The sequence below is a fragment of the Streptomyces sp. CAU 1734 genome (genome assembly GCF_039888735.1).
Classification (GTDB): domain Bacteria; phylum Actinomycetota; class Actinomycetes; order Streptomycetales; family Streptomycetaceae; genus Streptomyces.
The window spans coordinates 311,119-337,651 of the sequence record NZ_JBDQQP010000009.1; the positions used below are offsets into that span (position 1 = coordinate 311,119).

The following is a 26,533-nucleotide window of genomic DNA, read 5'->3' on the forward strand; positions in this document are numbered from 1 at the left end:
CGCTGCAGACTTCGCTGGCTGACAGGGACTTGCCGACAGAAACGTGCGGAGCGGGCTTGCCGAAAGGGTTCGGCGAACAGCGGGGCCGGCAGCGGGAAGGGCCGCGGCGCGGGACGGAGCGGGGTGCGGAGGAGAGATCGGGGAGGCGGGACGCGGAGGGGCCGCGGATGGACGGTGCCCCGGACGGGGCCGGGAGCACGGGGCCGCGCGACCGGTCCGGCGGGGGTGACCGCCGCGATCCGCGGTCCCCGCCGGTCGCGGCGGGTGGCCGGACGGGCGGAGCGGGCGGGGTGCCGTACGGGCGCACCGGGTGTCCCCGGGGGCTCACGGTCCGCGGCGCGCGGATGTTCCCCGGCCCCGGGGACCCGCGTCCAGGGCACGCGGCCCGGCGCCGCGGCCCGCCGTGATCTGCCGCGCCGCCGTGCCGCCCGGGGCCGCGATCTGCCGGCCCGGGGGCGCTTCGGCCGCGGCGAGCGGGGCGGCACAGAATCCGCAGCGGTCACCGATGATGTCAATTCCGCACCAGGTGCACACCTCTCTCCGCACGGATGCGACGAGTTGGTAGAGGACCGAGATATCGGGGAGGAAGGCGGCGAACTCGATGAGTTTGCCGGTTCCCCACCAGCGTGGTGAATCGGCGGGGAGCCCCGCCTCCTCCAGACTCTGTGTCTGCCATTCGGGGGCCAGGGTCTCGGCCGGCCAGTCCGATTGCAGCTGTCCTTTCGCCGTCACCAGCCGGGTGGCGAATCCGGGCCCGCCCAGGCTGCCGTTCCCGATTCTGATCAACTCGGGATTCGGATGGGCCAGTACCCCGAACTGTGATCCGGGAACCCAGGATTTGGCATGGGATTTCAGACTCACCGGGACCCGGTCCAGCTTGGTCACCGAATTGAGCAGCGCGCCCGCGTAGATGTAGTGGGAGAGCAGCCGGGCCGCGGAAGCCACGACTCCGGCGCCGAAGTCACAGATGGACAACTGCCTGAGCTGGCGCACGAGTACGGCGACGGCGAGCGGCGGAAGATCCAGTTTCAGCAGCGCGATGCGATTGCTCTCCAGTACGGATCTGACCGTGTGGAGCCGGCGCTCATGCGCAAGCGGAATCGTCGCGGGGTAGAGCGCGATCACCGATCCGTGCTGTTCCAGGAGGACGGCCATGGCGGACAGGGCGGCATCGAGCGGATGACCGCCCGGTGCCGGGAGAACGGCCGCCGTGGGTGTGTGCTGATCCATTGCCGGAAGCACCAGATCGGCGCTGGTGACAGCTATTGCGGTGGGCACGCTGGTTCCCCGTTCGGCTCCGGCCGCCGGGAATCCCGTGACCGCAGTGACGTACTGCTCGCTGCTCCTGAACGAGCACTTTATCCGCGACCCCCCGGGCAGAGAACACCTTCCGGAACTCAGTGCCGCGCGGTGCGCACGCTCCGCACAGGCCAAAGCGGAACAAAGGATGACGATCCATTACACCCATGGCGGAGCTCCACTGGACGCCTCATACCCCGCTATGGCCGAAAATCGACGGCACCTTCGCACCGGGAATACCTGCCCCGGGTCTTGACAACCCCATTGGTCTGGACCAGTTTTGGCTCAGCGGTGGCCACCGTTTTACCCCTCCTCCCCCCTCAACCCCCACACTGGAGGCAGCAAGTGGACCGCACCACACGCTCGCGCAGATGGATCGGCGGTGCCCTGGCCCTGGCGGTCGGCACCGGACTGTCCATTACCGGTATGACAGGAACCGCGCAGGCTGCCGACATCAACAACGCCAAGAACGGCGGGTTCGAGAACGGCCTCACCAACTGGACCTGCTCCGGGGCGTCCGGCGTGAATGTCTCCACCCCCGTGCGCACCGGCGCCTCCGCGCTGAAGGCGACCCCGGGCGGCCTGGACAACGCCCGCTGTTCGCAGACGGTCGCCGTGCAGCCGAACTCCACCTACACCCTGAGCGCCTGGACGCAGGGCGGCTACGCCTACCTCGGCGCGACCGGCACCGGCACCACCGACGTCTCCACCTGGACGCCGGGCGGCGGCAGCGCCTGGACTCAGCTCCAGACCACCTTCCGCACCGGCGCCACCACCAAGTCGGTCACCGTCTACACCCACGGCTGGTACGGGACCCCCGCGTACCACGTCGACGACGTGAGCGTCTTCGGACCCGACGGCGGCGGTGGCGGCGAGGAGCCGGTCACCGTCCCGCCGACCCCCACCGGGTTCGCGGCCGGCACGATCGGCCACACCTCCGTCTCGCTCAACTGGGCCGCCGCGGCCCGGGCGACCGGCTACAACGTCTACCGCGACGGCGTCAAGGTCCAGGCGGTGAGCGGCACCTCCGCGACCGTGACCGGACTGACCGCGGACACCGCGTACACCTTCCAGGTGACCGCGACCAACACCGCGGGCGAGTCCGCGAGGACGGCCCCGCCGCTGCCCGTCCGCACCGCCAAGGAACCGATCACCCCCGATGTGCCGAAGCACGCGGTGACCGGCTACTGGCAGAACTTCAACAACGGCGCGACCGTCCAGAAGCTGCGTGACGTCCAGAACGCCTACGACATCATCGCGGTCGCCTTCGCCGACTCGACCAACACGCCGGGCGAGATCACCTTCAACCTCAGCTCCGCGCTCGGCTACGCCAATGTCGCCGAGTTCAAGGCCGACATCCAGGCCAAGCGCGCGGCGGGCAAGTCGGTCATCATCTCCATCGGCGGCGAGCTGGGCAATGTCACCATCAACAGTGACGCGTCCGCCACCGCCTTCGCCAACAGCGCCTGGGCGCTGATGCAGGAGTACGGCTTCAACGGGGTCGACGTCGACCTGGAGCACGGCATCAACTCCACCTACCTGACGAAGGCGCTCCGGCAGCTCTCCGCCAAGGCGGGCCCGAAGATGGTGCTGACGATGGCCCCCCAGACCATCGACATGCAGTCCACGTCCACCGAGTACTTCAAGCTCGCGCTGAACGTCAAGGACATCCTGACCGTCGTCAACACCCAGTACTACAACAGCGGCGCGATGCTCGGCTGCGACGGCAAGGTCTACTCGCAGGGCTCGGTGGACTTCCTCACCGGTCTGGCCTGCATCATGCTGGAGGGCGGCCTCGACGCCTCCCAGGTCGGCCTCGGGGTTCCCGCCTCGCCGCGCGGCGCCGGCGGCGGCTATGTCGCCCCGAGCGTGGTCAACAACGCGCTCGACTGCCTCACCAAGCTCACCAACTGCGGCGCCTTCAAGCCCGCGAAGGCCTACCCGAACCTGCGCGGTGCGATGACCTGGTCCACCAACTGGGACGCGCTCGCCGGCAACGCCTGGTCGAACGCGGTCGGCCCGCACGTCAAGAGCCTCCCGTAGCGATCGGCGCCACCTCCGGACGGTGACCGGCGGCCCCTGGGCCGGCGGTCACCGGAACCGCCGGCCGGCCAGCCGGCACCGGAGGGGGCGCGCCCCGGCCCCCGGACAGACCCGCGGGGCCGTGCGAACAGCCTGTCGTACGCACCATCCACCCCCACGCCACGGTCGTACGGCATCAGCGGCAGCGTCACCGAATCCCCGGTGGCGCTGCTGTGCGTTTTCCGGCGGTCCGGCCCGGCGGAGGTTCCCCCGGCGGGTGTTCCCCCGGCAGGTGTTCTCCCGGCGCCCCTGCCCGTACGCCCGCCCGTACGCCGTGCACCCGTGCGTCCGCGCGCCCCGTACGCCCTGGTCGGGCATCCGGCACGACCCCGGTCCCGGCCCCCGCTCCGCGCCTCCGGACGGCTCCGCCGCGGAGTGCCTCTTGACCGTGCCATGTCAGGGACGCACGATGTGTGCCCACACGAACCAAGCGGCGCACGGATAGCGAACACCCCTCCGTACGCACCCGCCGGCATGACCGAGTCCACCCGGCGGGGAGACACCGTCCGAGACCGCGCGCCACCGCACCCGGTACCCCGTACCGGCCATCCGCACCGGATGGGTCGCACTGAGCACCTGAGCAACCCCCCACTCCACTCCCGGGAGACAGCATGCGACTTCGGATACGCGGCAGCGGCCGCAAGGCCGCCGCGCTCAGCGCCCTGCTGGCGCTCGCCCTGGCGGCGCCCCTCTCCGCCAGCGCCGCGCCACCGGATCCCCAGGCATCGATCACGGCCCCCGCCGGGGACGAGGAGATCCGGCAGTACGAGATCAAGGGCAAGGCCACCTACACCAGCCGGAGCGAGATCGCCGGCACCGGTGTCGCGATCGACGAGGCGGACGCCCATGCCACCGTCGTCAGCGCCGACCGGATGCAGGCCAAGCGGCTGCGCGCGCTCGGCTATGAACTCGCCGCCCTGCCCGCGCCGCCGGACCGCTCCGGCGGCAAGGCGGTCAAGCCGCTCGACTTCCCGCCCGCCGACTCCCGGTACCACAACTACGCCGAGATGACGGCGGCGATCAATCAGCGGGTGGCGGCCAATCCGTCCATCATGAGCCGCCAGGTCATCGGCCGGAGCCACCAGGGCCGGGAGATCGTCGCCATCAAGGTCAGCGACAACGTCGGCACCGACGAGAACGAGCCCGAGGTTCTCTTCACCGCCCATCAGCACGCGCGCGAGCACCTCACCGTGGAGATGGCGCTCTATCTGCTGCGGGAGTTCGCCGAGGACTACGGCACCGACCAGCGGATCACCAACGCGGTGAACGGCCGGGAGATCTGGATCATCCCGGATGTGAACCCGGACGGCGGCGAGTACGACATCGCCACCGGCACCTACCGCAGCTGGCGCAAGAACCGGCAGCCCAACACCGGTTCCACGGCCGTCGGCACCGACCTCAACCGCAACTGGAACTACCGCTGGGGCTGCTGTGGCGGCTCCTCCGGCACCACCAGCTCGGAGACCTACCGGGGCCGGGCGGCCGAGTCGGCGCCCGAGGTGAAGGTCGTCGCCGACTTCGTCCGCGGCCGGGTCGTCGGCGGTGTCCAGCAGATCAGGACGGGCATCGACTTCCACACCTACAGCGAGCTGGTCCTCTGGCCGTTCGGCTACACCACGGCCGACACCGCTCCCGGAATGACCCAGGACGACCGGAACGCCTTCGCCGCCGTCGGACAGCGGATGGCGGCCAGCAATGGCTACACGGCCGAGCAGGCGAGCGATCTGTACATCACGGACGGCTCGATAGACGACTGGCTGTGGGGCAATCAGCGGATCTTCGGCTACACCTTCGAGCTCTACCCGACCGGATTCGGGGGCGGCGGCTTCTACCCGCCCGACGAGGTGATCGAGCGCGAGACCAGCCGCAACCGGGACGCCGTGCTCCAGCTCCTGGAGAACTCGGACTGCATGTACCGGTCCATCGGCAAGGAAGCGCAGTACTGCTGAGCCACGACTCCCGGTGCGGCCCTCCGGACGGGCCGGCACCGGGACCCGGCGGCCGGTACGGGACGGTACGGCCGCCGGAAGGCCGGGCCGGCCCGGGCACCCCCCTCCCCCCGGGCCGCCCGGCCCCCCGCGTCGTATCAGCGCCCGCGTGGTGTCACGCGCCGTATCGCTAGACGACCAGGCTCAGCGCCGCCGCGACCGCGAAGCCCGCGACCGAGAGCACCGACTCCAGCACGGTCCAGGTCTTCAGCGTGTCCCGCTCCGAGATGCCGAAGTACTTGGCCACGATCCAGAATCCGCCGTCGTTGACGTGCGAGGCGAAGATCGAACCGGCCGAGATGGCCATGATGACCAGCGCCAGGAACGCCTGCGAGTGGTCCGCGTTCTCCACCAGCGGCAGCACGATTCCCGCCGTGGTGACGATCGCGACCGTGGCCGAGCCCTGCGCCACGCGCAGCACCAGCGAGATCAGATAGGCCAGGACGATGATCGGCAGGCCGACGTCCTCGAAGGTGTCGGAGAGCGCCTGCGCCACCCCGCTCGCCTTCAGCACCGCGCCGAAGACCCCGCCCGCGCCGACCACCAGCAGGATGTTGCCGACCGGCTTCAGCGACGAGGTCGACACCTGCTCCAGGGACTTGCGCGACCAGCCGCGCCTGATGCCCAGCAGGTAGTACGCGAGGATCAGCGCGATCGTGAGCGCCACGAACGGGTTGCCGAAGAACTCGATCACCGAGCGGAGCGTGGACGGGTCCAGCGCGATGGAGGAGAAGGTCGCGGCGAGGATCAGCACCAGCGGGGTGCCGATGATGAAGAGCACGGTGGAGAGCGAGACCGGGGCCTCGGCGGCGGTCCGGCCGTCCCGCTCGCGCTCGGCGGCGACCGCGGCCTTGGCCTCCTCGGCGGCCTCCAGCATGTCCTGCGGGACCTCGACGAAGATCCGCCTGCCGATCCAGTCGGAGAAGACCCAGGCGGCGGCGACCGCGGGGAGTCCGACCACGACGCCCATCAGGATGACCCAGCCGAGCGAGACGTCGAGCAGTCCGGCGGCGGCCACCGGGCCGGGGTGCGGCGGCAGGAAGGCGTGGGTCATGGAGAGGCCGGCGAGCAGCGGCATCGCGTACAGGATGATCGACTTGCCGGAACGTTTCGCCGCCGCATAGACGATCGGTGCGAGCACGAAGATGCCGACATCGAAGAAGACCGGGATACCGAAGATCAGTCCGGTGATGCCCATGGCGAGCGGTGCGCGCTTCTCGCCGAAGAGATTCAGCAGCCGGGTGCTCAGCACCTCGGCGCCGCCGGAGACTTCGAGGATCGCGCCCAGCATGGTGCCGAGGCCGATGATGATCGCGACATGGCCCAGGATGCCGCCCATGCCGTCCTCGATGACCGAGGAGGCGGCGGAGCGCTGGATGGTGCCGAAGAGTTCGGTGACGGAGAGACCGGCGGCGAGGCCGACGGATATGGAGACGGCGAGCAGCGCGACGAACGGCTGGAGCCGGATCTTGATGATCAGCAGGAGGAGCAGCGCGATACCGAGGGCGGCGACGGTCAGCAGACCGGCGGTGCCGTCGATCAGGAGGAGCAGTCCTCCGGTGTGCGGCGGTGCCTCCGGCGGTGCGTCAGCGGCGAGGAGCATGGATCGACAACCCTTGCGTCGGTGGAGGGTTTTGGGTGTGGCGGAGCGCGGCACGGCGGCCCACAGGGGCGCGCCGTGCCGTGCGCTGTGTTGCGTGGTGAAGAAAGTGGTGACAAAGGGGTCAGTGCGGCTTCAGTGGAGAAGGGGTGTGCGGCGGGGGTACGGGGAAGGGCGGCGCTTCCCGCGGGGTACGGGAAGCGGCGCCGCGCGCTCTCAGCCCAGGACGGCGAGGGCGTCGATCTCGATCAGCAGCCCGGCCGGGAGGCCGACGTAGACCGTGGTGCGGGCGGAGGCCGGGGCCTTGAGACCCTGCTCCTCGAAGTACGCGTTGTAGATCTCGTTCATCTCGGCGAAGTGGTCCACATCGGTGAGGTAGACGCGCATCATCATCACGTCGTCCCAGCTCGCGCCGCCCTCCTCCAGGATCGCCTTGACATTGGCGAAGGTCTGGAGGGTCTGCTCGCGCAGGGTGGGCCCGGCGACGGTGGGGCCCTGGCCCTCGACGGCCGGGAGAAAGCCGACCTGGCCGGCGACCTGGAGGATGTTGCCCTTCCTCACGCCGTGCGAGAACTTCGCGGGCGGGGCGGTGTGGGTGGCCGGGGTGATCGCGGTCTTCTCGGTCATGATCTTCCTCTGTGCTGCGGGTGGTTGGTGTTCGGATTCGGTATCGGTGCGGGCTCAGTGGGGCGTCGCGGCGCCCGAGTACTCCCGGCTGATGGTGTCGGCGGTGCGGCGCACCAGCGGGAGCAGGGTGAGCAGTTCCTCGGCGGAGACGACGACATTGGGCGCGGAGACCGACATCGCGGCCACGACCCGGCCGCCGGCGCCCCGGATGGGCGCGCCGATGCAGTTGATGGACTCCTCGTGGCCGCCGAGGTCGGTGGCCCAGCCCTGTTCCCGGACGGTGGCGAGTTCCTTGAGGAAGGCCGCGGCGTTCGGGGTGGAGCGGGCCGTGTACATCGGATAGTCGAGCTTCTCGGCGATGGCGCGGCGCTCGTGCTCGGGCAGATCGCCGAGGAGGAGTTTGGCGACCGCGGCGACGGTGATGGCGACCGGCTTGCCGATCCGGGAGTACATCCGGACCGGGTAGCGGCTCTCCACCTTGTCGATGTAGAGGACCTCGCCCTCCTCGTGGACGGCGAGATGGACGGTGTGCCCGATCTGCTCGTTGAGGGTGACCAGATGCGGGTGGGCGATGTCGCGGACGTCCAGATTCTCGACGGCCTCCTGCGCGAGCGCGAACAGCCGGGCGCCGAGGCGGTACCGCTGGTCCTGCTGGCGGTAGACGAGTCCGTGGTCGTGGAGCGTACGCAGCAGTCGCAGCGCGGTGGATTTGTGGACGCCGAGGCGCTCGGCGACCTGGCCGAGGTCGGCGGGTCCCTGGGCGAGCAGCGGCAGGATGCTCAGCGCGCGGTCGACGGTCTGGCTCATGGTGTGCGTACCTCCTCATCCCCGGCGGTGGTCCACCCGGGGCCGAGACGAAGTGTCTCCCAGGCCGCGTCGCCGAGAGCCACCAGGCGGTCGGCGTGGCCGGCGGCGGGCGGGACGGCGACATCACCGGGGACGGTGAGGGCGGCGGCGGCCATCAGATGCCCGTGGCGGATGCGGTCGCGGGGCGGGAGGGCGCGGAGGGTGGCGGAGAGGTAGCCGGCGGCGAAGGCGTCGCCGGCGCCGGTGGGAGCGGTGACGCTCACGCGGGGGGCGGGCTGGAAGGTGGTGCGCTCGGGTCCGCGGTCCGGCGCGGGTCCCTTGTCGGGGCTCCGCCCCGAACCCCGCGCGCCGAACGCCGGGAGGGCCGGATGGCCGCCGTCGGAAGCGGAGTGGATGTCGGCCCGCTCGAAGACCGTCGCGCCCGCCGCGCCCTGTTTGACCACCAGGACGGACGGCTCCGGCAGGGCCGCGCGGATGGCGGCCGGGCCCCGCAGGCCCCAGGCGTCCTCCGCCTCGTCCTCGCCGACGAAGACCAGGTCGGCGCCGCGGGCGAGGCCGAGCAGGGTCTCGGGGGCGGCCGGGTCGCCGCGCCAGAGGCCGGGGCGGTGGTTGACGTCGAAGGAAACCAGGGGGCGCCCGGGGCGGCGGGTGGTGAGGGCGCGCATCAGGGCGAGGCAGTCGGGCGAGAGGGCCGCGGTGATGCCGGAGAGGTGGAGGATCCGGGTGCCGTCGAGGGTGTCGTACGGGACGGTCTCGGGGGACATCGCGGAGGCCGCCGAGCCGCGCCGGTAGTAGACGACCTCATGGGCGTCGCTGGAGCGGTCGGTGGCGGTGCGGAAGTAGACGCCGGTCGGGCGGTCCGGGTCGCGGGTGACGGCGGAGGTGTCCACGCCGTACGCGCCGATCGCGCGGACGAGATGGTCGCCGAAGCCGTCGGTGCCGACCCGGCTGACCCACTTCACCCGGTGTCCGGCCGCCGCCAGCGCGCAGGCGGCGTTGGACTCGGCGCCGCCGATGGCGCGGTCGAAGGAGGGTACGTCGGCGAGGCGCCCGGGCCGTGCGGGCAGAAAAGTGACCATGGACTCGCCGAGGCAGATGACATCGGTGACATCCGCGGCTGCGGTTCCGGTCCTGCTCACCCTGGGGCTCCTCGCGGGGTCTGGGGCCGTCGGGTCCATTGACCCGATGCTGCGCCGGATGTTAGACAGCATCAAGCGTTATGCGCAATGACCGTTGCAGAGAATGCAACACGCATGCGCCGCATGTGATTGGAACACCGTCTCAACGAGGAGGCCCCATGCCCGGCGATCAGCTCCACCGGCTCCGGCAGGAACGCGTCGACCACCGGTTCAAGGCGCTGCCCCCGGACGCCGATGGCCTGACCGTCGGTGAGCTCGCCGCCGAGCGCCGCGATCTGTTCACCGGTGGCTTCACCACCCCCGTTCTGGCGCTGTCGGCCGAATCCGTGGAGCACAATCTCACCCTGCTCCAGACATACTCCGAGCGGCACGGCCTCAGTTTCGCGCCGCACGGCAAGACCTCGATGTCTCCGCAGCTCTTCGCCCGGCAGCTGGAGCACGGCGCCTGGGGCATCACCGCGGCCGTACCCCACCAGGCCCGGGTCTACCGCGCCCACGGCATCCGGCGGATCTTCCTCGCCAATGAGGTGGTGGACCCCGCCGCGCTGCGCTGGATCGCCGGCGAACTGGCCGACCCCGAGTTCCGCTTCCTCTGCTACGCGGACTCGGTGCGCGGTGTCGAGCTGATGAACGAGGCGCTCACCGCGGCGGGCGCGCCCCGGCCGCTCGATGTGGTGATCGAGCTCGGCGCCGGGGAGGGTGCCCGCACCGGCGCGCGCACCGAGGCGGAGTGCGCCGCCGTCGCCGACGCGGTGGCCGCCGCGCCCGCGCTGCGGCTGGTCGGGGTCGCCGGGTACGAGGGCGAGGTCCCGCGGGCCGACGGCGGCCGGGTGCGCGCCTGGCTGCGGCTGCTGATCGCGGTGGCCGGGGAGTTCGACCGGGCCGGGCGGTTCTCGGCGCTGGCGGAGTCCGAGGAGATCGTGATCAGCGCGGGCGGCAGCGCCTGGTTCGACGCGGTCGCCGATGTCTTCGCCGAGATCCCCGAGCTGTCGCGGCCGGTGCTGAAGCTGCTGCGCTCGGGCGCGTATGTCTCCCACGACGACGGGCACTACCGCCATCTGACCCCCTTCAACCGGGTCCCCGAGGAGGGCGCGCTCCAGCCGGCGTTCCGGCTCTGGGCCCAGGTGGTCTCCCGCCCCAGCGCGGAGCAGGCGTTCGTCAACGCGGGCAAGCGGGACGCCGCGTACGACCTCGATCTCCCCGAGGCCCAGGTGGTCCGCGACGGACGCACCGGCGAGATCCGCCCTGCCACCGGCATCACCGTGAGCGCCCTCTCCGACCAGCACGGCTGGGTGCGCACCGGCCCGGAGGCCGACTTGGAGGTCGGCGACTGGATCGGCATGGGCCTCTCGCACCCCTGCACCGCCTTCGACAAGTGGCAGCTGATCCCGCTGGTCGAGGCGGACGGCACGGTCACCGACTACATCCGCACCTTCTTCTGAGCCGAGGAGAGCCGGCCATCATGGATCTCGTCATCCGGGACACCCGCGTCATCGACGGCGGCGGCGGTCCCTCCTTCCGCGCCGATGTCGGCATACGCGAGGGGCGGATCACCGCCATCCGCCGCGAGGGCGACCCCGCCCTCTCCGGCACCCGCACCCTGGACGCCGCCGGGCTCGCCCTCGCCCCCGGCTTCATCGACATGCACGCCCACAGCGATCTCGCCCTGCTGCGCGACCCCGCCCACGAGGCGAAGGCCGCCCAGGGGGTCACCCTGGAGGTGCTGGGCCAGGACGGACTCTCGTACGCCCCCGTCGACGACACCACCCTCGAAGCGGTCCGCCGCTCCATCAACGGCTGGAACGGCGGCGGACCGGGCGACGACTCGGTCGACTTCGACTGGCGCACCGTCGGCGAGTATCTGGACCGCCTCGACCGGGGCATCGCCGTCAACGCCGCCTATCTCATCCCCCAGGGCACCGTCCGGATGCAGGTCGTCGGCTGGGACGACCGCCCGGCGACCGGGGCCGAGACCGACCGGATGAAGCAGCTCGTCGCCGAGGGCCTGGAACAGGGCGCGGTCGGCATGTCGTCCGGGCTGACGTACACCCCCGGGATGTACGCGAAGGACGCCGAGCTGACCGAGCTGTGCCGGGTGGTGGCGGAGTACGGCGGCTACTACTGCCCGCACCACCGCTCGTACGGGGCCGGGGCGCTCCGGGCGTACGAGGAGATGGTCACCCTCACCGGGGAGGCCGGGTGCGCGCTCCACCTCGCCCACGCCACCATGAACTTCGGCGTCAACAAGGGCCGGGCGGGCGATCTGCTCGCCCTGATCGACCGAGCCCTCGCGGACGGCGCGGACATCTCCCTGGACACCTACCCCTACACCCCCGGCGCCACCACACTCGCCGCGGTGCTGCCGAGCTGGGCGAGTGAGGGCGGTCCGGACGCGCTGCTGGCCCGGCTCGCCGACGACGGGACGGCCGAGCGGATCCGCCACCATCTGGAGGAGATCGGCTCGGACGGCTGCCACGGTGTGACCATGGAGTGGGAGACCATCGAGATCTCCGGGGTGGCGGACCCGGCCCTCGGCTCCTATGTGGGCAGGACCGTCGAGGAGTCCGCGAAGGAGCGGGGCGAGGCCCCGTGGGTGACCGCGCGGCGGCTGCTGATCGAGGACCGGCTCGGCTCGACCATCCTCCAGCACGTCGGCCACGAGGAGAACGTCCGGGCGATCATGCGCCACGGGGTGCACACCGGCGGCAGCGACGGCATCCTCCAGGGCGCCAAGCCGCATCCGCGCGCCTACGGCACCTTCCCGCAGTATCTGGGGAAGTACGCCCGGGAGCTGGGGATCCTCTCGCTGGAGGAGACGGTCGCCCATCTCACCTCGCGCCCGGCGGCGCGGCTGCGGCTGCCGGACCGGGGTCTGGTGCGTCCGGGATACCGCGCCGATCTGGTGCTCTTCGACCCGGAGACGGTCGCGGCGGGTTCGACCTTCGAGGCCCCGCGCACCCTTCCGTTCGGCATCCCGCATGTCCTGATCGACGGCCGGTTCGTGATCGAGGACGGCGTGCGGACGGATGTCCTGGCGGGCCGTTCCGTCCGCCGCACGCCCCTGTCCTGACCGGGGCGGTCAGGAGGCCGGGAAGAGCTTTCCGGCCGTGTCGGTCACCGGAGCGAGCATTCCGGCCGGGGACTGGTGGAGCAGATTGCGGTCGACCTCCCCGGCGGAGCCCTTCGGGGCGGGCGGCTCGACGGTGACGGCGTGCGCGCTGCTCATTCCGGCGACGGCGGCGGCGATGGCACAGGCGGCGGCCGCGACGGCGGCGGCGTTGCGGTATCGGATCATGCGCTGTGCAACGCCGCGACGGGCCGCCCGGTCACGCTCCCGCCCCGGGGCCCGCCCATCCGGGCGGCCCCGGGCGCACGGAAGAGGAACAGCCGTACGAGACCGGCCCCGGTCCCGGGCCGGTACCCGGGCGGCGACGGCCGCGGGCCGCTCACCGCGATCCCCGCACTACGGCAACGGCGGTCACTTTCCCCGCGATCCGTTACCGCCCACGGGTTGCGGCGTTGAAGGAGCGTGAAGGCCGCAAGCCCTGTGGCCGATTCTGATCTGCGAGGAGAACTGATGTCGCGTATCGCGAAGGCCGCTGCTGTTATCGCCGGTTCGGGTGCACTGCTGGCCGGCGGTGCCGGGCTGGCCGTCGCCGACGCCGGGGCGAACGCCGCCGCCGTGGGCTCCCCCGGCGTCATCTCGGGCAACGCCGTCCAGGTGCCGGTGCACGTCCCGATCAACCTGTGCGGCAACACCGTCAACATCATCGCCCTGCTGAACCCCGCGTTCGGCAACACCTGCGTCAACGCCGACGGTGGCGCCCCGGCCGCGTACTGAGCACCACCGCCCCGAGCGCCGCGGCCTCTCCTCTTCCGTCCGAAGGGGGAGGCCGCGGTCGCGTTCCCCCGCCCGCCGTCCGCTACTGGTAGCGGTAGTGCCGGCGGTGGTCCAGCAGTTCGGCGGGCGGCACGTCCCACGGCGGCATCGGATCGCGCAGGCCGAAGACCAGTCCGGCATGCGGATGCGCCGGGTGCAGCGGCTCCCGGGGCAGATATCCGGCCTTCGGATGGGCCCGCTGCCAGCGGATCCAGAGCAGGTCCATGAAGGCGTGGTGGAGCCAGAACACCGGATCGTTGGGCGAGGCCGCCCCCAGCATCAGCCCGCCCACCCAGCGGTGCACCCGGTTGTGGTTGCCGAACCGCTCCCCGCCCCCCGGATTCCAGCCCTCCATGGCGTTGCGGAACCCGCTCCGGCTGGTGGAGTCCCACGGGGAGGCGTCGTAGACCGGCGCCCGCACCGCCCTGGCCACGTCCTCCTTGGTGGGCAGCGAGATCGGGTCGGCGGGCCGGCCGAGATTGCGGGTGAGATACCCGGCGTCGGTGATCCGCGAGTTGATCGGCCAGCCGCCGTTGCCGTGCGCGAAGGGCCCGGTCATCACCCGCCGGTCGCCCGCCCGGCCGGTGCCGCCGAGGAAGTCGTCCGCCCAGAGCGACGCGCCGGGGGTGTTGTCGGTGGTCCAGTCCCAGTACGGAATCGTCACCGCGGGATCGACCGACTGGAGCGCCTGCTCGAACTCCCACAGATAGCGCCGGTGCCAGGGGAAGAAGGACGGCGTCATATGGGCCGCGCGCGGCCTGCCCTCCGCGTCCGTGACAAAGAAATCAGCATGCATCCGGACGAATTCATCGTACTGGCCGGTGCGTTTGAGCCGCAGCAGCGCGTCAATCAGCCGCCGCTTCTCCGTACGGGTGAGATTCCGCTGGTTCCTGCGGGTGTACACGGTCCGCTCCTCCCGGGGCCGCCGGCCGGGATCCCGTGCGGTCAGACGGGATCCACTCCTCCGTGGCCGTGCAGGGGCTCCCGCGCGAGCTGCGCGGAGCCCAGTTCGTCGACCGCCGCGCGGGCCACTTCACGCAGGGTCGCAAATGACTCATAATGGTGCACAGTGCTCAAATAGCTGCCATCGGCGCGCCGCATCACCGGCAGCGGACGCCCGTCGATCCGGACCTCCACCCGGGGCACACCCGCCCCCGCCCGCGCTCCCCCCAGCGGGATCAGCACCGTCGCGGAGCCCTGGATGTGGCGCCCCCGGTACATCTCAGCGAACCGCTCCCGCCGTGGCCCGGCCCCCGGAGCCGCCGCCGGGCCGGGGGCGGGCGCGTCCGGTGCGTCCGGGGCCGCGGCGAGCCGGCTCAGCAGCGGCGCCAGCGCCCCGGCCGCGCCCGCGACCACTCCGAGCGTGAAGAGCCCGCGCAGGGCGATCCGGCGATTGAGCGGGCGGCTGAGGATGCGCATGCGGGATCGCTCCGTCCTGCTTCGGGGTGGTGGGTGCCGACCCTGTCAACGAGGCCGGACGGAAAGGGTTGCTCGTCCGAGTGGCCCTCACCCGTATGACTGTCATTCCGGCGAGTGGGGTGTGGCGCAAGGGGGGCGAAAACCTATATACGGGTCGTATCGCCTCCCGCCGGCCGGCGGGACGAACCGCCCGGCCCACCTCGCCGCCCGAACCCGTCCCCCGGAGCCGCCGCATGGAATCCGCCGCCGTCCCGCTCCGCCGCGAAGAGGTCGATCTCGCCGATCCGGCGTTCTGGCGGCTGCCGCGCGCCCGGCGGCTGGCCGCCTTCGCCCTGCTCCGCACCCTGGAATCCCCGGTCCGCTTCGGATCGGGGCCGGGCTTCCACGCCCTCGTCCGGCATGCCGATGTCCGCGAGGCCAGCCGCACGCCCGATCACTTCGCCAGCGCGCCGGGGGCCACCACCCCCGAGCCGGCCGCCTGGGCGAAGGCCGTCTTCGGCAACTCCATGGTCAATATGGACGGCCCCGAACACGCCCGGCTGCGCCGGATCGTCGCCCGCGCCTTCACACCCCGGCTGCTGGCGGCGGCCGAGGAGAATGTGCGGGAGACCGCCCGGCGGATCGTCACCGAGATGGCCCGCGACCGTCCGGAGGACTTCGTCACCTCGGCCGCCTCCCGGATGCCCTTCGAGATCATCTGCGATCTGATGGGCATTCCGGCCGGAGACCGGGCCGAGATCGCCCGCCGGATCGACGAGGCGTCCGAGAATGTCGGGGTGGCCCGCCGCCGGCTGCGGATGCCGGGGCGCGGCCTGCGCGGCCTGGCCCATATGCAGCTGGTGATGGCGCGGCTGGCCCGGGAGCGCCGGCGCCGTCCGGCCGGTGATCTCGTCTCGGCCCTGGTCCGCGCCGACATCGACGGGCAGACGCTCTCCGCCCGGCAGCTGGGGGCCTTCTTCTCACTGCTGCTGGTGGCCGGGGTGGAGACCACCCGGAATGCCATCGCCCATGGGCTGGTGCTGCTCACCGGCCATCCCGATCAGCTCGCGCTGCTGGAATCCGACTTCGACCGGTACGCGGACGGCGCGGTGGACGAAATCGTGCGCCATTCGACGCCGATCATTCAGTTCCGGCGGACCGTGACGGCCGAATACGAGCTGGGCGGGCGGGTTTTCCGGCCGGGCGAGAAAGTCGTTCTCCTCTATGCCTCGGCCAACCGCGATGAAAATGTGTTCGAGAATCCGGATGTCTTCGACATCACCCGGGACCCCAATCCGCATCTGGGGTACGGGGGCGGCGGGCCGCACTACTGCCTCGGCGCGCATCTGGCCCGGCAGGAGATGAAGGCGCTCTTCCGGGAGCTGCTCACCGGGCCCGTCCGGGTCCGTACGGTGGGCGCGGCCGAGCTGGTGGACTCCAGTTTCGACAACCGCGTCCGGTCGCTGCCCTTCGTCCTCGGGCCGCCGGCGCCGGCCGTCCCGCCCGAGGGGGCGCCCGGCCCGGCCCGGGTGTTCTGACCGGGCCGCCGGCGCTCCCGGGGGTTCCGGTGGGAGGGGCCGGACCCCCCGGGGGCGGTACGGGGGCGCGGCCGTCAGCCGCGCAGCCGGCTCACCGGCAGCAGTGCGTGTCCGGCGGCCAGCAGGGTGGCCTCGTCGCCGAGATACGCCTGGACGACCTCCTCGGTGACGGGCCGGCCCGGGGTGGCCGCGGGCCAGGGCAGGGTGCCGATCATCAGATGGGCGTGGCCGCGGGCCTCCGCCGCGGCCAGCCACTCCGGCGGGGCCGGGCACTGAGCGCTGAGATACGGCATGTTGAGGACCGCCTGGCCGCCCTCGACCAGGAGCCGGATCGGGGAGTTGACCGCGCCGGCGGTCGCGTCGGTCATCTCGTGGCCGACCCTGAGTCCGGCCTCCTCGATCACCCCGGTCAGTGCCGCCACCCCGGCGGCGGGGCCCCCGTCGCCGTCGCCGAGGGAGTAGACGAGGAGATACGGCATGTCGTGTCCGGCTGCGGGATCACCCGTCCAGGCGAGCATGGACAGAGTGCCCAAGTGGCTGCGGTGCACGGTGTTCTTCGCTGCCCTGGTGGAATTCGCGGAGGTCATGAATCGGCACCCTAGTGCCCTGACGGCCGCGTTCCCCGCATGCGTTCACCTGATCGGGGGAAAGCCCAACTGCCATACCAGAGTGCGTTTTCCCACGGCCACATGGAGGGTATTGACCCGCGATTTCTCCGGCAGTTCGAAAACCAGCCAGCCAGCCCTGTGTTCACCCGCCGCGACGGTGTTCCATTTCAGCGGGGCGCCGGTGGTGAGGGCGCGGGTCACCACCGCCGGATGGCGCTTCCCCCCGGCGTCGAGGACCCAACTGGCACCGGCCGAGGCGTCATAGGGCTTTCCGCCGATATTGATCAGGGCGACATCGACGCCGACACGGCGCTCGCCGGCGGCGGGCCGGTCGGTGGCGCGGGCCGGGTCCCCGGGGTCCGCCGGCACCGCGGGATCGACGTATCCGAGCACCGAGACCCGCAGACGCTCGCCGAAGACCCGCCCGCCGATGTCCACCGAGTCGCCCACCCAGGCGGCCCCGCCCCCGGCCGCCTTGGCGTCGCTCCGGACCGGCGTCCCGGAACCGCCCGCGGCCCGGTGTTCCTTCCCGGCCGGGAAGCCGGGAAGGACACTCCGGCAGGCGGTGGCACTCACCGCGAGCGTCACCACCAGCAGCACGGAAGCCATCTGTCGCATCGGTCCCCCTTCGGCAGGCCGTTTTCCGTATGATCACCCTCTTTTGCCCGCATGCCCCGCCCTGGGGCACGTGTCGCGGCGGTATCGCCCGGAGGGCGCCACGGGCGTACGCGGAAGGGTGACCGACGGGGAGCGCGCGGCCGATGGGCACACGCCCCGGGGGCGTGCGCCATGTCGTGCTCCGGGCGTGAACCGCGGCGGGCGTGGGCGGGGTGCCCGGCCCGACCGAAATATCGTTCCTGCCTTACTCCGCACGGAGCTCTCCGGAGTGACCTCGCCCGGCGGGCGGCCGTTGGCCGTCTCATGGGAAGCACTTCCGCGGCTGCTCGATGGCAGCGCGTCCAGACGCAGTCGGAGCGGACGGGGCATGCCGGACAGGCCCCGCCACCGCATCCGCACGCCCGGGGCCGGCGCCCGGCGGGCCAGGGGGAGCAGCAACGGACGGAGCCACCGGCGGACCAGAGCCCGATCTACGACGGACTGGCCCAGGAGTGGGCCGCCGCGGGCCGCTCCCTCCCGGGGGCGCCCGATCCGGACCACCCGCCCCGCCCGGCCCGCCGGCCCCCGCCGGCCCCTTGGAGGGACTGGTTCCAGACCGCCCGCCGCCCGGCTCCGGACACCCCCGCCGAGGACACCGGAGCGGGCTGACACCGCTCTCGGACCGGGGCCGGGCGGCACGGGCGGCGGACGCGACGGTGAGGGGGGCGTCCCGGCTCGCGGGGCCGGCCCGCGAGACGGCGCGCCGTCCCGGGGACGTACCACCGGCCGACGGGCCGGGCCCGCGCCGTGCGGACGCGGCGCGCCCGGCCCTGCGCCGTCAGTTCCGGACGCCCCGCGCGGGCGCCTGCCGGGTGGGGTCGGTGGGGCGGGGAAGGCGGGGCGGGAGGAAGGAAGCGCGCAGGCGGGTGCGGAGGCCGGAGACCAGGCGGTGGGCGGTGAAGGCCGCGCCGTGGACGAAGCGCATGGACGGGCCGAAGGTGGGCGCGGTCAGCAGGCCGGCGAAGAAGAGGCCGGGGTGGGTGGATTCGAAGCGGGAGTTCAGCCGGGGGGCGCGGCCGGTGCCCACGGTGGCGAGTGCGCCGCGCAGGGCCGGGTCGAGCAGGGTCAGCCGGTCGAGGTCCGGGGTGAATCCGGTCGCGGCGATGACATGCTCGGTGTCGATGGTGGGGGTCGCGCCGCCGGCCTCGTACAGGGGCAGCTGAATCCGCCCGTCGCGGTAGGTGCCGCCGCGCAGCTCGTGGCCGAGCAGGGCGGGCACCTGGCGTTCGTAGCGCTCGCGGAGCCACCAGGCGCCCGCCGGGCCCAGCGCGGTGCGGGCGATGTGCTCGCGCGTGGCGGCGGGCAGCCGGCTCACCGCGCCGGGCAGTTCGGACCAGACCCAGCTGCTCCAGCCGGTGCCGAGGCCGCTGTGCGGCGCCCGGAGCGAGCGGAGCGCGCCGCGCCCGAGCGGCTCGGGCGGGGTGTTCCAGTTCAGCCTGGCCGCGCGGGCCACCAGCCGGGGGCGGGCGCCCTGTTCGGCCAGGAGGGTCGCGGTCTCCAGGGCGGCCTGCCCGGCGCCGATGACGGTGACATGGCGGTGCCGGAAGACCCCGAGGTCGCGGTGGCCGCTGCTGTGGGAGACCCGGGTGTCCGGCAGCCCGGCGAGCTCGCCGGGCACATGGACGAACGGCATCACCCCGACCGCGAGGACGACGGTACGGGCGCGGAACTCCTCGCCGTCCTCGGTGCGGAGCAGAAAGCCGCCCCCGGCGGGGGCGACCCGGGTGACGGTCCGCTCGTCGACCGCGGGCACCGCGCGCCGGGCGAACCACATGCCGTACTCGGTGAACGACTCGATCGGAATCGGCGAGCCGTGAACGGCCTCGAAGCCGTGTTCCGCGCCGAACCGTCCGAGGGTGTGCTCACCGGAGGGGTCGGAGAGATGGGAGGCCCAGGGTTCGGACTTGAGGAACATGCCCGCGGGCATGTGGTCCCGCCAGGACGCCATGGTGCGGCCGAAGACCCTCAGCCGCAGCCCTGCGGCGGCGGCATGGGCCGCGACGGAGAGTCCGTAGGGGCCTGCGCCGATCACTGCCACGTCGTACATGGTTTCGGTGCTCCTTAGGGGGAGGGTGGGAAGCGGGGTCAGGGGGCCGGGGTGGTGGCGCTCTCCGGCGTACGGGGAGCGGGCGCGGGAACCGCCGGGCGGCGGGGCGGTACGGCGCGGGCGGGGCGGCGGATCCGGCGGGCCGCCTTGGCCAGGCCCCGGGCGAGCCAGGCGAGGGCCATCGCGAGGAACGGCAGGAGGTCGTCGGAGGCGTACCAGGCGGTCTCGACGCCGGGCCGCCGCCCCGGGGGCCGGTCCCGCGCGGGGCCAGCGGGTGTCCGGGCGGGCCGGTGCGGGCCGCCCGCCCCGGCGAGGACGGAGAGCAGGGCGTAGTTCTCGGCGACGAAGACCCGGCCGGGGCCGCCGGAGCCCCGGGGCACGGGCTGTCCGGTGAGATCGAGGTAGAGGGCGCGCACGACATCGAGTCCGGTGGTGTCGGTGAAGAGCCGGAACTGCGCGCCGGGCCGGGGGTTGGCGTCCAGCAGCCGGTACCGGCCGGTGTGGTCGCGGCGGAAGTCGAGATCGAGGATGCCCCGGTAGCCGACATGCGCGGCGAACCGCAGCGCCGCCGCCTCCACCTCGGGATTCGGCAGCCAACTGCCCTTCGCGGTGAGCCCGGTCCGTACCGGCCAGGAGAGCTCCTTGCGGCCGCTGCCGCCCACCGGGCAGTGGACGCCCGCCGGGCCGGCGGTGAAGCAGCCGTGGAAGAACCAGTCGCTGTGCGGACGGGCCGGGTCGTCCGGGAGGTAGCGCTGGAGCAGCAGCCGGCCGCCCGCGCCCCGGCCGCGCTCGAAGAGCGCCCGCGCCTCCTGCGGGGAGTGGACGAGGGTGGTGCTGCGCAGTCCGCCGCCGGGGGGCAGCAGCCAGGGGCGGCTCCACTTCGCCACCAGCGGCAGCCCGAGACTCCGGACCGCGTCGGCGGCCTCGGCGGCGCTCTCCGGGATGACGGTACGGGGGTGGGGGATGCCCGTCTCGGCGCAGATCCTGGCGAGTTCGGCCTTGTCGGCGAGGCGCAGCGGGAGGCCGGGAGGCTGCTGGGGGAGGTGGAAGCGGCCGGTGAGGCGGGCGGCGTGGGCGGCGGTGTGGATCGCGCCGATGTCGTCCATGGCGATCAGCACGGCCGGGCGGCCGATCCGGTCGGAGACCCGCAGCAGCAGTTCCAGCACATTCCCGGGGGTGACGGGGCCGTCCGGCCGGGGGTGGGCCCGGTGCAGATAACGGGAGCGGGCGACGGGGCTGTCGGCCGCCTCGACCACGGCGTGCACCTCGGCCCCGGCGCGGCCGAGGGAGCGGACGGCGCCGAGGGTGCCGTGGTGGAAGGGGTTGCGGTCCAGCCGGAGCACCAGGGCGGGGACCGTCGTGTCGAAGGGGGCCCGGTGGGCGGCCGGAACCGCGTTGGCCGCGGCGGGGGTTCCCGCTTCCGCGGCTGTGTTCCCGGCGCGTCCGGTGTACCCGGCGTGCGCGCCGTGCCCCGCCGGCCTTCCGTTCCCGGTATGACGGGGGGTGATTCCGGTGAATTCCCCGGCATCGATCGGTGGCATCAACGTCACAACTTTCACCTGAATGGTCCTGAATATCGCTTCCCATCTCATGAATTGCGGACTGACGGGCCGTCAATCAGCTCATTCATAAGACTTTATGCCTACGGTCGTGTACGCCGCCGACGCGGTGGCGGACTCACTCGGACAGCACGAACATCTCTCTCCTGGAGGAGTCATGAAGCCTCGGCGCGGTATTACCGGAACCTGTGTCGGAACGGTCGCCGCCGGCCTCCTCGTCTCCCTCGGCGTATTCGGAGAACAGGCCGCCGGCGCCGGCCCGGCCGAGGACACCGATCCGGTGCGGACCGGTCTCGCGTCGGTCGCCTCGGGGGCGTATCTCGATTACGGTCCGGCCGGTGTGCAGCGGATGGACCAGCTCTCCCAGTGGCTCGGCGGCGCACAACTCCGGGTGGGGCACACCTATCTGCCGGGCGACCGGTGGAGCAATATCGAGGGACACCCGGCATTCCTCGCGGACTGGGCCCGCTGGCGGCGGGCCGGGACCGACCGGATGCTGGTGCTCAATGTGCCGATGCTGGAGCGCAGCGAGGCACGGCTGGCCGACTGGCATGTGGGAATGCTGCTGCGAATGGGGGCGGTGGGCCACTACGACCGGCACTTCCGGACGCTGGCGTCGCGGCTGGTGCAGCTCGGGATCCCGGACACGGTGATCGTGCTCGGCTGGGAGATGAACGGCACCACCTACACCCACCGCTGCGGTCCGGACCCGCGCTCGTGGAAGGCGTACTGGAATCGCATTGTCGCCGCCATGCGTTCCGTGCCGGGGCAGGCGTTCCGCTTCGATTTCGCGCCCAACCGGGGCAGGGACGCGATTCCGTGGACCGAGTGCTACCCGGGCGACAGCGTGGTGGACATCATCGGGATGGACTCGTACGACCAGGCCCCGGGAAAGACCTTCGAGGAGCAGGCGACGGCCCCGTACGGACTCCAGGCGCAGATCGATTTCGCGGCGGCTCACAACAAGCAGATCTCGTACCCCGAGTGGGGTCTTTTCCGGAATGGCGACAATCCGGAGTACATGCGCGGGATGCTCGAATGGATCGCGCGCCACCGGCCGCTCTATCAGACCATCACGGATTACTGTCCGCACGGTGTCTGGCAGTGTGATGACAACCCCAAATCGTCGAGTGTCTACCGCTCGCTTCTGTTCGCCCAGCCGGCCCCGCAGGTGCCGGGGGTCCCGCAGAATCCGGAGATTCCGCAGGTCCCGGCCGTGCCCGCGCCGCCGGTGCCGACCGGAGTGCCGGGGGTGCCGGAGCCGACTCCGACGGCCTCCGTATCGGCTCCGGCGCCCGCTCCCACCCCGGCCGGCTCGACGCCCACACCGACGCCCACACCGACTCCGGCCGCGACCGTGGCGCCGACTCCGACTCCGGCCGCGACCGTGGCGCCGGTGCCGACTCCGGTCGTGACCGCACCGGTTCCGCCGCCGGCTCCCGTGTCCACGCCGACGCCGACACCGACACCGGCCCGGACAGAGACACCGACCGCCGCTCCGACTCCCGTGTCGACACCGACACCGACACCGACACCGCCGGCGCCCGCTCCCGAACCGCCGGAGGTCACCCCGCCGGCGGCACCCCCGACCCCCGATCCCGCCCCCACCCCGGCGCCGAAGCCGCCGCTCCTGGTGCCGACCGGGCCGGTCAATTCCGCGGAGTGGTGTGTGCCGATGGATCTCGGCGAGTGGGTCAACCGGTGGGTCGAGAAGCGGAAGTACTGCGTCAATCTCCCCTGGCCGCTGAGTCCGGGGTTCGGCTCGTCCCCGGCGGAGTGAGCGCCGGGGCTCGCGGGGCGGCGGGCGGGGCGTGGCGGTCCCGCCCGTGGTTCACCCCGGCCCGCCAGTGGTTGACCCCGGCCCGCCAGTCCTTCAGCCGGGCGCGCCAGCGGCGGCCGGCGGGGAGCCGGGCGTTCAGGGCCCCCGCCGCGCGGTCGCGCCAGGCCGCCCGAGCCGTGTGCAGCCGCAGCGGGATCTCCAGGGCCGCCGGGGCCAGCAGCAGCCGCTGATTGACGACCGCCTCCGGACGCCAGTGGTTCTTGTACGGCTCCGCCCCGCGCAGCAGGCTCAGGCGCTGCCGGCCGGTGCGCGCGGTGAGGTTGGCGTCGTGCCGCAGCAGCATGGTGGCGACGTCGACCTTCCGCTCGCGCAGGCCCGGATCGGATCCGTAGAGATAGCTGCCCGTCATCGTGGACGAGAGCAGCGCCACACTCGCGGCGACCACCTCGCCCTCGTACCGGTACTCCACCAGCGCGGCGCTGCCGTCCGCGACCATCCGGCGGGTGGCCCGGGCCAGATGCTCGGCGAACCGGGGCCGCAGATGCTCGACCGTCACCCCGCGTCCGCGCCACTGGAGTTCATGGAGCCGCAGCAGCTCGGCGACGGCCCCGGGCACCTCGGGTTCGGGCACCACCCGCTCCTCGATCCCCAGGGCGTTGATCTTGCGCAGTTTGGCCCGCACCCGCTGGGCGCGGCCCGCCTGGAGCCGTTTCACCAGCTCGTCCAGGGGCACCGGCGGCAGCTCCAGACAGACCGAATCGGCCAGCCGGCGCCGGCCGCCGCGCCACCGCTCGTACAGCCGCTCGGCGGCGGCCCCCGGCCGGACCTCGCGCAGATCGATCACGGCCCGGCGGGCGGCGCGGTGCAGCCCGTGCTCCAGTGCCGCGACGGCCCGGTCCGCGTGGTCGTCGTGGACCAGGATGTCGCCGTAGTCGGAGATGGTGCCGCCGAGGAGGACCAGCAGCGGCACCGGCCGGTGGACCAGCATCAGCGGCGCGGCGGCGATCAGCCGCCCGTCCAGCCGCACCAGCACGGTGCGCAGCCTCCCCGGTACTCCGTACGAGCGCCACCAGGAGTCCAGCCAGGCATGGCTCTGGAAGGGGGTGGCGGCGGAACAGGCCCGGTGCAGCTCCTCCCAGTCGGGGCGGAGCCGGGAGAACTCGCGCGGGTCGCGGCAGAGCGAGACGGTCACACCGCCCGGCGGACGCCCCATCAGACCCGCTCCCGTTCGGCCGCGTCCGCCGCGCCGGCCGGCGCGGGCACGGCGGCGCCGGCCGCGGCCCCGGCCGTGCGGGCCCGCCGCCGGGGCCGGACCAGCAGCAGGATGCCGCCGAGCAGCCCGCCCGCGCTGGCGCCGACCGCCGTGGTGATCCGCGCGGACGGCGAGACCGGCGAGGTGGGCGGGATCGCCTGGGAGAAGCTGAGCAGCCGCACCCCGGTGCTCTTGGCGACCTGATTACTGCTGACGAAGACGGCGTCCGCGACCGCGTTGGCGATGTCGGCGGCCTCCCCCGGGCGGTGCGAGGTGCCGGTGATCGCGATCATCGGCGAGTCGGGCGAGGTCTCGGTACGGACCTGGCGGCGCAGCGCCCGCGCCGGCATGCCGACGGCGACCCGGGCATAGGCGATGGTGGACTCGCTGGTGGCGACGCGCCCGTACGCCTGGGCGAAGCCGAGCGCCGCACCGGGCTGGGCGTCCTTGTCGGGTACGGCGACGGCGTAACTGGTCGCGGTGTACTGGGGGGTGGCGAGCTCTCCGTACGCGCCGCCGGCCACCGCGCCCGCCAGCACACAGGCCGGCAGCGTCCACCAGCGCGGCAGCCGGAGGGCCCGGCGGAGGGAACGGCGGAACCGGCGGTCCCGGACGGGGGCTTCGGCCTCCTGGGCGGGGTTCGCGGGCTTCGAGTCGGTCATGGGCGTGCTCTCCCGATCGGCGTTGTGCTGGGGGTGGGCGGTTCCGTGGTGGTTCGGGCGGCGGCGACCTCCGCGTACACGGCCATGAGCCGCGCGCCGCTCCGGGCGATGTCGTAGTGCCGGACGATGGGCGGCTGCCGCAGCCGTGACTCCGGCGGTACGGGTCCGGCGGCCCGCTGCCGGTACAGGGCGGTGGTCAGGGACTCCGCGGTGCCGTCGAAGCGGCGCGCGCCGGGGGCGCTGCTCGCGGGGAGGTCGTCCACGGCGGGGCAGGTGCTGTGGAGCACGGGCAGTCCGGCGGCGAGGGCCTCGACCACCGCGAGCCCGAAGGCCTCCGCGCGGGAGGCGGAGACCAGGACATCGACGGCGGAGAGCAGCGCGGGCACACCGACGGGGCCGGCGGGGGCGGACTCCGCCCGGGCCCCGGGCGGGCCGGCGGGCGGGCCACCCGCCCCGTCACCGGCGACCGGCAGGGCCCGGCTCCCGGGGACGGGGACCGCCCCGGGCCCGGTGGCGAGCGCCCCGGCCGGCCGGGGACGGGATCCCGCGGCCGTGGCGGTGGCGGTGGCGGTGGACGGCACGTCACAGGAAGCGGGCACGGGGCATTCGCCCGGCGGCGGACGGACGCCGGGCGCGGCATCCGCCCCGGCACCCTCGCCCGGCCGGGGAACGGACCCGGACCCCGGCCAGGGCTCCGTGACCGGCACGGAACCGGAACCCGTCCCGAACCCGGAACCGGAACCCGTGACCCGCACGGAATCGAACCCGGAACCGAACCCCGTGACCGGCACGGAACCGGAACCCGGGCCGGAACCGAGCGCCGAACCGTCACCCGCCCCCGGACCCCCGTCGCACTCCCCCAGGAAGTGCATCCGGTCCGCCGCGCCCAGCCGGGCCGCGAGCGCCGTCAGGGCGGGGCGTTCCGGGCCGTCACCTGCGATCAGCAGCCGGACCCCGGGCAGCGCCGCCACCGCCCGCACCAGGACATCGAAGCGCTTTCCGGGCACCAGCCGCCCCACCGCGCCGACGATGAACTCCTCGGGCGGAATCCCGAACCGGGCGCGGACCGCCGCCCGCGCCGCCGGGTCGAAGGCGAAACCGGCGGCGTCGATGCCGTTGGGCACCACCCGGACGCGCCCGCCCGGCACCCCCCACTCCCGCAGCCGCCCGGCCACCGTCTCCGAGACCGCGACCGTGGCCGCGCCGAGCCGTTCCGTCCCCAGATACAGGGCCCGGGTCGGGCGGGTCAGCGGGCGGCCCTCGATCTCCGTGTCGCCCAGTGAGTGCTCGGTGGCCACCACCGCCCGCACCCCGGCCAGCCGGGCCGCGATCCGCCCGTACACACAGGCCCGGTAGAGATGGGTGTGGACCAGGTCGTAACCGCCGTCCCGGATCAGCCGGGTCAGCCGGGGCAGCGCCCGCAGATCCCGGTTGCCGCGCATGCCGAGGTGATGGACGCGCACCCCGTCCGCGCGCAGCCCCTCGGCGACCGCCCCCGGGTGGGTGAGGGTCACCACCTCGCACTCCACCGGGAGATGACGCAGCAGCAGCCGCAGCTGCTGCTCCGCGCCGCCGACACCGAGACCGGTGATCACCTGGAGGACCCGCAT

Annotated in this window: 22 protein-coding genes; 7 read left to right on the plus strand and 15 right to left on the minus strand. The window is 72.9% G+C overall.

Annotated features, from left to right (window positions below):
- Positions 1-324 precede the first annotated feature (324 nt).
- A complete protein-coding gene (locus AAFN69_RS19515) occupies positions 325-1,230 on the minus strand; it encodes a hypothetical protein (RefSeq protein ID WP_347729926.1) in 906 nt (301 codons plus the stop codon).
- Positions 1,231-1,644: 414 nt separating this feature from the next.
- Here AAFN69_RS19515 and AAFN69_RS19520 point away from each other — a divergent pair, with 414 nt between their 5' ends.
- Both AAFN69_RS19520 and AAFN69_RS19525 read left to right on the plus strand, forming a co-directional pair.
- Entirely contained in the window at positions 1,645-3,342 is a 1,698-nt protein-coding gene (locus AAFN69_RS19520) for a glycoside hydrolase family 18 protein (protein WP_347729835.1), read from the plus strand.
- A gap of 650 nt (positions 3,343-3,992) precedes the next feature.
- A complete protein-coding gene (locus AAFN69_RS19525) occupies positions 3,993-5,330 on the plus strand; it encodes a M14 family metallopeptidase (protein WP_347729836.1) in 1,338 nt (445 codons plus the stop codon).
- Between the two features lie 169 nt (positions 5,331-5,499).
- Here AAFN69_RS19525 and AAFN69_RS19530 read toward each other — a convergent pair whose 3' ends face one another.
- The 4 genes from AAFN69_RS19530 to AAFN69_RS19545 all read right to left on the minus strand — a co-directional run bounded on the left by AAFN69_RS19530 (position 5,500) and on the right by AAFN69_RS19545 (position 9,482).
- A complete protein-coding gene (locus AAFN69_RS19530; RefSeq protein ID WP_347729837.1) occupies positions 5,500-6,972 on the minus strand; it encodes a gluconate:H+ symporter in 1,473 nt (490 codons plus the stop codon).
- 213 nt (positions 6,973-7,185) lie between these two features.
- The gene (locus AAFN69_RS19535; protein WP_347729838.1) at positions 7,186-7,596 is read right to left on the minus strand and encodes a RidA family protein; all 411 of its coding nucleotides are present in this window, start codon (positions 7,594-7,596) and stop codon (positions 7,186-7,188) included.
- Between the two features lie 54 nt (positions 7,597-7,650).
- Complete coding sequence (locus AAFN69_RS19540; protein WP_347729839.1) at positions 7,651-8,403, minus strand: IclR family transcriptional regulator; 753 nt, start codon at positions 8,401-8,403, stop codon at positions 7,651-7,653.
- Positions 8,400-9,482: a sugar kinase gene (locus tag AAFN69_RS19545; RefSeq protein WP_347729927.1), complete on the minus strand. Its 1,083-nt coding sequence runs from the start codon at positions 9,480-9,482 to the stop codon at positions 8,400-8,402. The genes AAFN69_RS19540 and AAFN69_RS19545 overlap by 4 nt, the downstream gene beginning before the upstream one ends.
- 218 nt (positions 9,483-9,700) lie before the next feature.
- On the opposite strand from AAFN69_RS19545, the gene AAFN69_RS19550 reads away from it, so the two are divergent.
- Complete coding sequence (locus AAFN69_RS19550; protein ID WP_347729840.1) at positions 9,701-10,984, plus strand: amino acid deaminase; 1,284 nt, start codon at positions 9,701-9,703, stop codon at positions 10,982-10,984.
- A 20-nt stretch (positions 10,985-11,004) separates the two neighbouring features.
- Complete coding sequence (locus AAFN69_RS19555) at positions 11,005-12,612, plus strand: D-aminoacylase (protein ID WP_347729841.1); 1,608 nt, start codon at positions 11,005-11,007, stop codon at positions 12,610-12,612.
- Positions 12,613-12,621: 9 nt separating this feature from the next.
- On the opposite strand, the gene AAFN69_RS19560 is transcribed toward AAFN69_RS19555, so the two are convergent.
- Positions 12,622-12,837: a hypothetical protein gene (locus AAFN69_RS19560; RefSeq protein ID WP_347729842.1), complete on the minus strand. Its 216-nt coding sequence runs from the start codon at positions 12,835-12,837 to the stop codon at positions 12,622-12,624.
- Between the two features lie 282 nt (positions 12,838-13,119).
- On the opposite strand from AAFN69_RS19560, the gene AAFN69_RS19565 reads away from it, so the two are divergent.
- Positions 13,120-13,383, plus strand: coding sequence for a chaplin (locus AAFN69_RS19565; protein ID WP_347729843.1), 264 nt, complete (start codon positions 13,120-13,122; stop codon positions 13,381-13,383).
- A gap of 82 nt (positions 13,384-13,465) precedes the next feature.
- On the opposite strand, the gene AAFN69_RS19570 is transcribed toward AAFN69_RS19565, so the two are convergent.
- Both AAFN69_RS19570 and AAFN69_RS19575 read right to left on the minus strand, forming a co-directional pair.
- Positions 13,466-14,326 carry a tyrosinase family protein gene (locus AAFN69_RS19570; RefSeq protein ID WP_347729844.1) on the minus strand — a complete coding sequence of 287 codons (861 nt, stop codon included), beginning with the start codon at positions 14,324-14,326 and terminating at the stop codon, positions 13,466-13,468.
- Positions 14,327-14,367: 41 nt separating this feature from the next.
- Positions 14,368-14,841, minus strand: a complete 474-nt coding sequence (locus AAFN69_RS19575) for a tyrosinase family oxidase copper chaperone (RefSeq protein ID WP_347729845.1) — start codon at positions 14,839-14,841, stop codon at positions 14,368-14,370.
- 233 nt (positions 14,842-15,074) lie between these two features.
- Between AAFN69_RS19575 and AAFN69_RS19580 the strand changes: the two genes are divergently transcribed.
- Positions 15,075-16,358 (plus strand): cytochrome P450, encoded by a 1,284-nt coding sequence (locus AAFN69_RS19580; protein ID WP_347729846.1) that lies wholly within the window; start codon positions 15,075-15,077, stop codon positions 16,356-16,358.
- Between the two features lie 74 nt (positions 16,359-16,432).
- Here AAFN69_RS19580 and AAFN69_RS19585 read toward each other — a convergent pair whose 3' ends face one another.
- The 4 genes from AAFN69_RS19585 to AAFN69_RS19600 all read right to left on the minus strand — a co-directional run bounded on the left by AAFN69_RS19585 (position 16,433) and on the right by AAFN69_RS19600 (position 21,211).
- Positions 16,433-16,945, minus strand: coding sequence for a DUF5949 family protein (locus tag AAFN69_RS19585; RefSeq protein WP_347729847.1), 513 nt, complete (start codon positions 16,943-16,945; stop codon positions 16,433-16,435).
- Between the two features lie 45 nt (positions 16,946-16,990).
- Positions 16,991-17,584 (minus strand): DUF4352 domain-containing protein, encoded by a 594-nt coding sequence (locus AAFN69_RS19590; RefSeq protein ID WP_347729848.1) that lies wholly within the window; start codon positions 17,582-17,584, stop codon positions 16,991-16,993.
- A gap of 817 nt (positions 17,585-18,401) precedes the next feature.
- A complete protein-coding gene (locus tag AAFN69_RS19595) occupies positions 18,402-19,670 on the minus strand; it encodes an NAD(P)-binding domain-containing protein (RefSeq protein ID WP_347729849.1) in 1,269 nt (422 codons plus the stop codon).
- 38 nt (positions 19,671-19,708) lie between these two features.
- Positions 19,709-21,211: an ATP-grasp domain-containing protein gene (locus tag AAFN69_RS19600; RefSeq protein ID WP_347729928.1), complete on the minus strand. Its 1,503-nt coding sequence runs from the start codon at positions 21,209-21,211 to the stop codon at positions 19,709-19,711.
- 175 nt (positions 21,212-21,386) lie between these two features.
- Between AAFN69_RS19600 and AAFN69_RS19605 the strand changes: the two genes are divergently transcribed.
- Entirely contained in the window at positions 21,387-23,009 is a 1,623-nt protein-coding gene (locus AAFN69_RS19605; RefSeq protein ID WP_347729850.1) for a glycosyl hydrolase, read from the plus strand.
- Here the strand turns inward: AAFN69_RS19605 and AAFN69_RS19610 are convergent.
- The 3 genes from AAFN69_RS19610 to AAFN69_RS19620 are packed head-to-tail and all read right to left on the minus strand — an operon-like array spanning position 22,957 to position 26,533.
- Positions 22,957-24,222, minus strand: coding sequence for a GNAT family N-acetyltransferase (locus tag AAFN69_RS19610; protein ID WP_347729851.1), 1,266 nt, complete (start codon positions 24,220-24,222; stop codon positions 22,957-22,959). The genes AAFN69_RS19605 and AAFN69_RS19610 overlap by 53 nt on opposite strands.
- Entirely contained in the window at positions 24,222-24,923 is a 702-nt protein-coding gene (locus AAFN69_RS19615) for a lipopolysaccharide biosynthesis protein (RefSeq protein WP_347729852.1), read from the minus strand. Before AAFN69_RS19615 ends, AAFN69_RS19610 begins: the two co-directional genes overlap by 1 nt.
- Positions 24,920-26,533, minus strand: a complete 1,614-nt coding sequence (locus AAFN69_RS19620; RefSeq protein WP_347729929.1) for a glycosyltransferase — start codon at positions 26,531-26,533, stop codon at positions 24,920-24,922. Before AAFN69_RS19620 ends, AAFN69_RS19615 begins: the two co-directional genes overlap by 4 nt.

Bases quoted from the DNA above. Each gene is read 5' to 3' on its own strand.
- AAFN69_RS19515 (WP_347729926.1), bottom strand. From the start codon at position 1,230: ATGGATCAGCACACACCCACGGCGGCCGTTCTCCCGGCACCGGGCGGT.
- AAFN69_RS19525 (WP_347729836.1), top strand. From the start codon at position 3,993: ATGCGACTTCGGATACGCGGCAGCGGCCGCAAGGCCGCCGCGCTCAGC.
- AAFN69_RS19530 (WP_347729837.1), bottom strand. From the start codon at position 6,972: ATGCTCCTCGCCGCTGACGCACCGCCGGAGGCACCGCCGCACACCGGA.
- AAFN69_RS19535 (WP_347729838.1), bottom strand. From the start codon at position 7,596: ATGACCGAGAAGACCGCGATCACCCCGGCCACCCACACCGCCCCGCCC.
- AAFN69_RS19540 (WP_347729839.1), bottom strand. From the start codon at position 8,403: ATGAGCCAGACCGTCGACCGCGCGCTGAGCATCCTGCCGCTGCTCGCC.
- AAFN69_RS19545 (WP_347729927.1), bottom strand. From the start codon at position 9,482: ATGGTCACTTTTCTGCCCGCACGGCCCGGGCGCCTCGCCGACGTACCC.
- AAFN69_RS19550 (WP_347729840.1), top strand. From the start codon at position 9,701: ATGCCCGGCGATCAGCTCCACCGGCTCCGGCAGGAACGCGTCGACCAC.
- AAFN69_RS19555 (WP_347729841.1), top strand. From the start codon at position 11,005: ATGGATCTCGTCATCCGGGACACCCGCGTCATCGACGGCGGCGGCGGT.
- AAFN69_RS19560 (WP_347729842.1), bottom strand. From the start codon at position 12,837: ATGATCCGATACCGCAACGCCGCCGCCGTCGCGGCCGCCGCCTGTGCC.
- AAFN69_RS19565 (WP_347729843.1), top strand. From the start codon at position 13,120: ATGTCGCGTATCGCGAAGGCCGCTGCTGTTATCGCCGGTTCGGGTGCA.
- AAFN69_RS19575 (WP_347729845.1), bottom strand. From the start codon at position 14,841: ATGCGCATCCTCAGCCGCCCGCTCAATCGCCGGATCGCCCTGCGCGGG.
- AAFN69_RS19580 (WP_347729846.1), top strand. From the start codon at position 15,075: ATGGAATCCGCCGCCGTCCCGCTCCGCCGCGAAGAGGTCGATCTCGCC.
- AAFN69_RS19585 (WP_347729847.1), bottom strand. From the start codon at position 16,945: ATGACCTCCGCGAATTCCACCAGGGCAGCGAAGAACACCGTGCACCGC.
- AAFN69_RS19590 (WP_347729848.1), bottom strand. From the start codon at position 17,584: ATGCGACAGATGGCTTCCGTGCTGCTGGTGGTGACGCTCGCGGTGAGT.
- AAFN69_RS19595 (WP_347729849.1), bottom strand. From the start codon at position 19,670: ATGTACGACGTGGCAGTGATCGGCGCAGGCCCCTACGGACTCTCCGTC.
- AAFN69_RS19600 (WP_347729928.1), bottom strand. From the start codon at position 21,211: ATGCCACCGATCGATGCCGGGGAATTCACCGGAATCACCCCCCGTCAT.
- AAFN69_RS19605 (WP_347729850.1), top strand. From the start codon at position 21,387: ATGAAGCCTCGGCGCGGTATTACCGGAACCTGTGTCGGAACGGTCGCC.
- AAFN69_RS19610 (WP_347729851.1), bottom strand. From the start codon at position 24,222: ATGGGGCGTCCGCCGGGCGGTGTGACCGTCTCGCTCTGCCGCGACCCG.
- AAFN69_RS19615 (WP_347729852.1), bottom strand. From the start codon at position 24,923: ATGACCGACTCGAAGCCCGCGAACCCCGCCCAGGAGGCCGAAGCCCCC.
- AAFN69_RS19620 (WP_347729929.1), bottom strand. From the start codon at position 26,533: ATGCGGGTCCTCCAGGTGATCACCGGTCTCGGTGTCGGCGGCGCGGAG.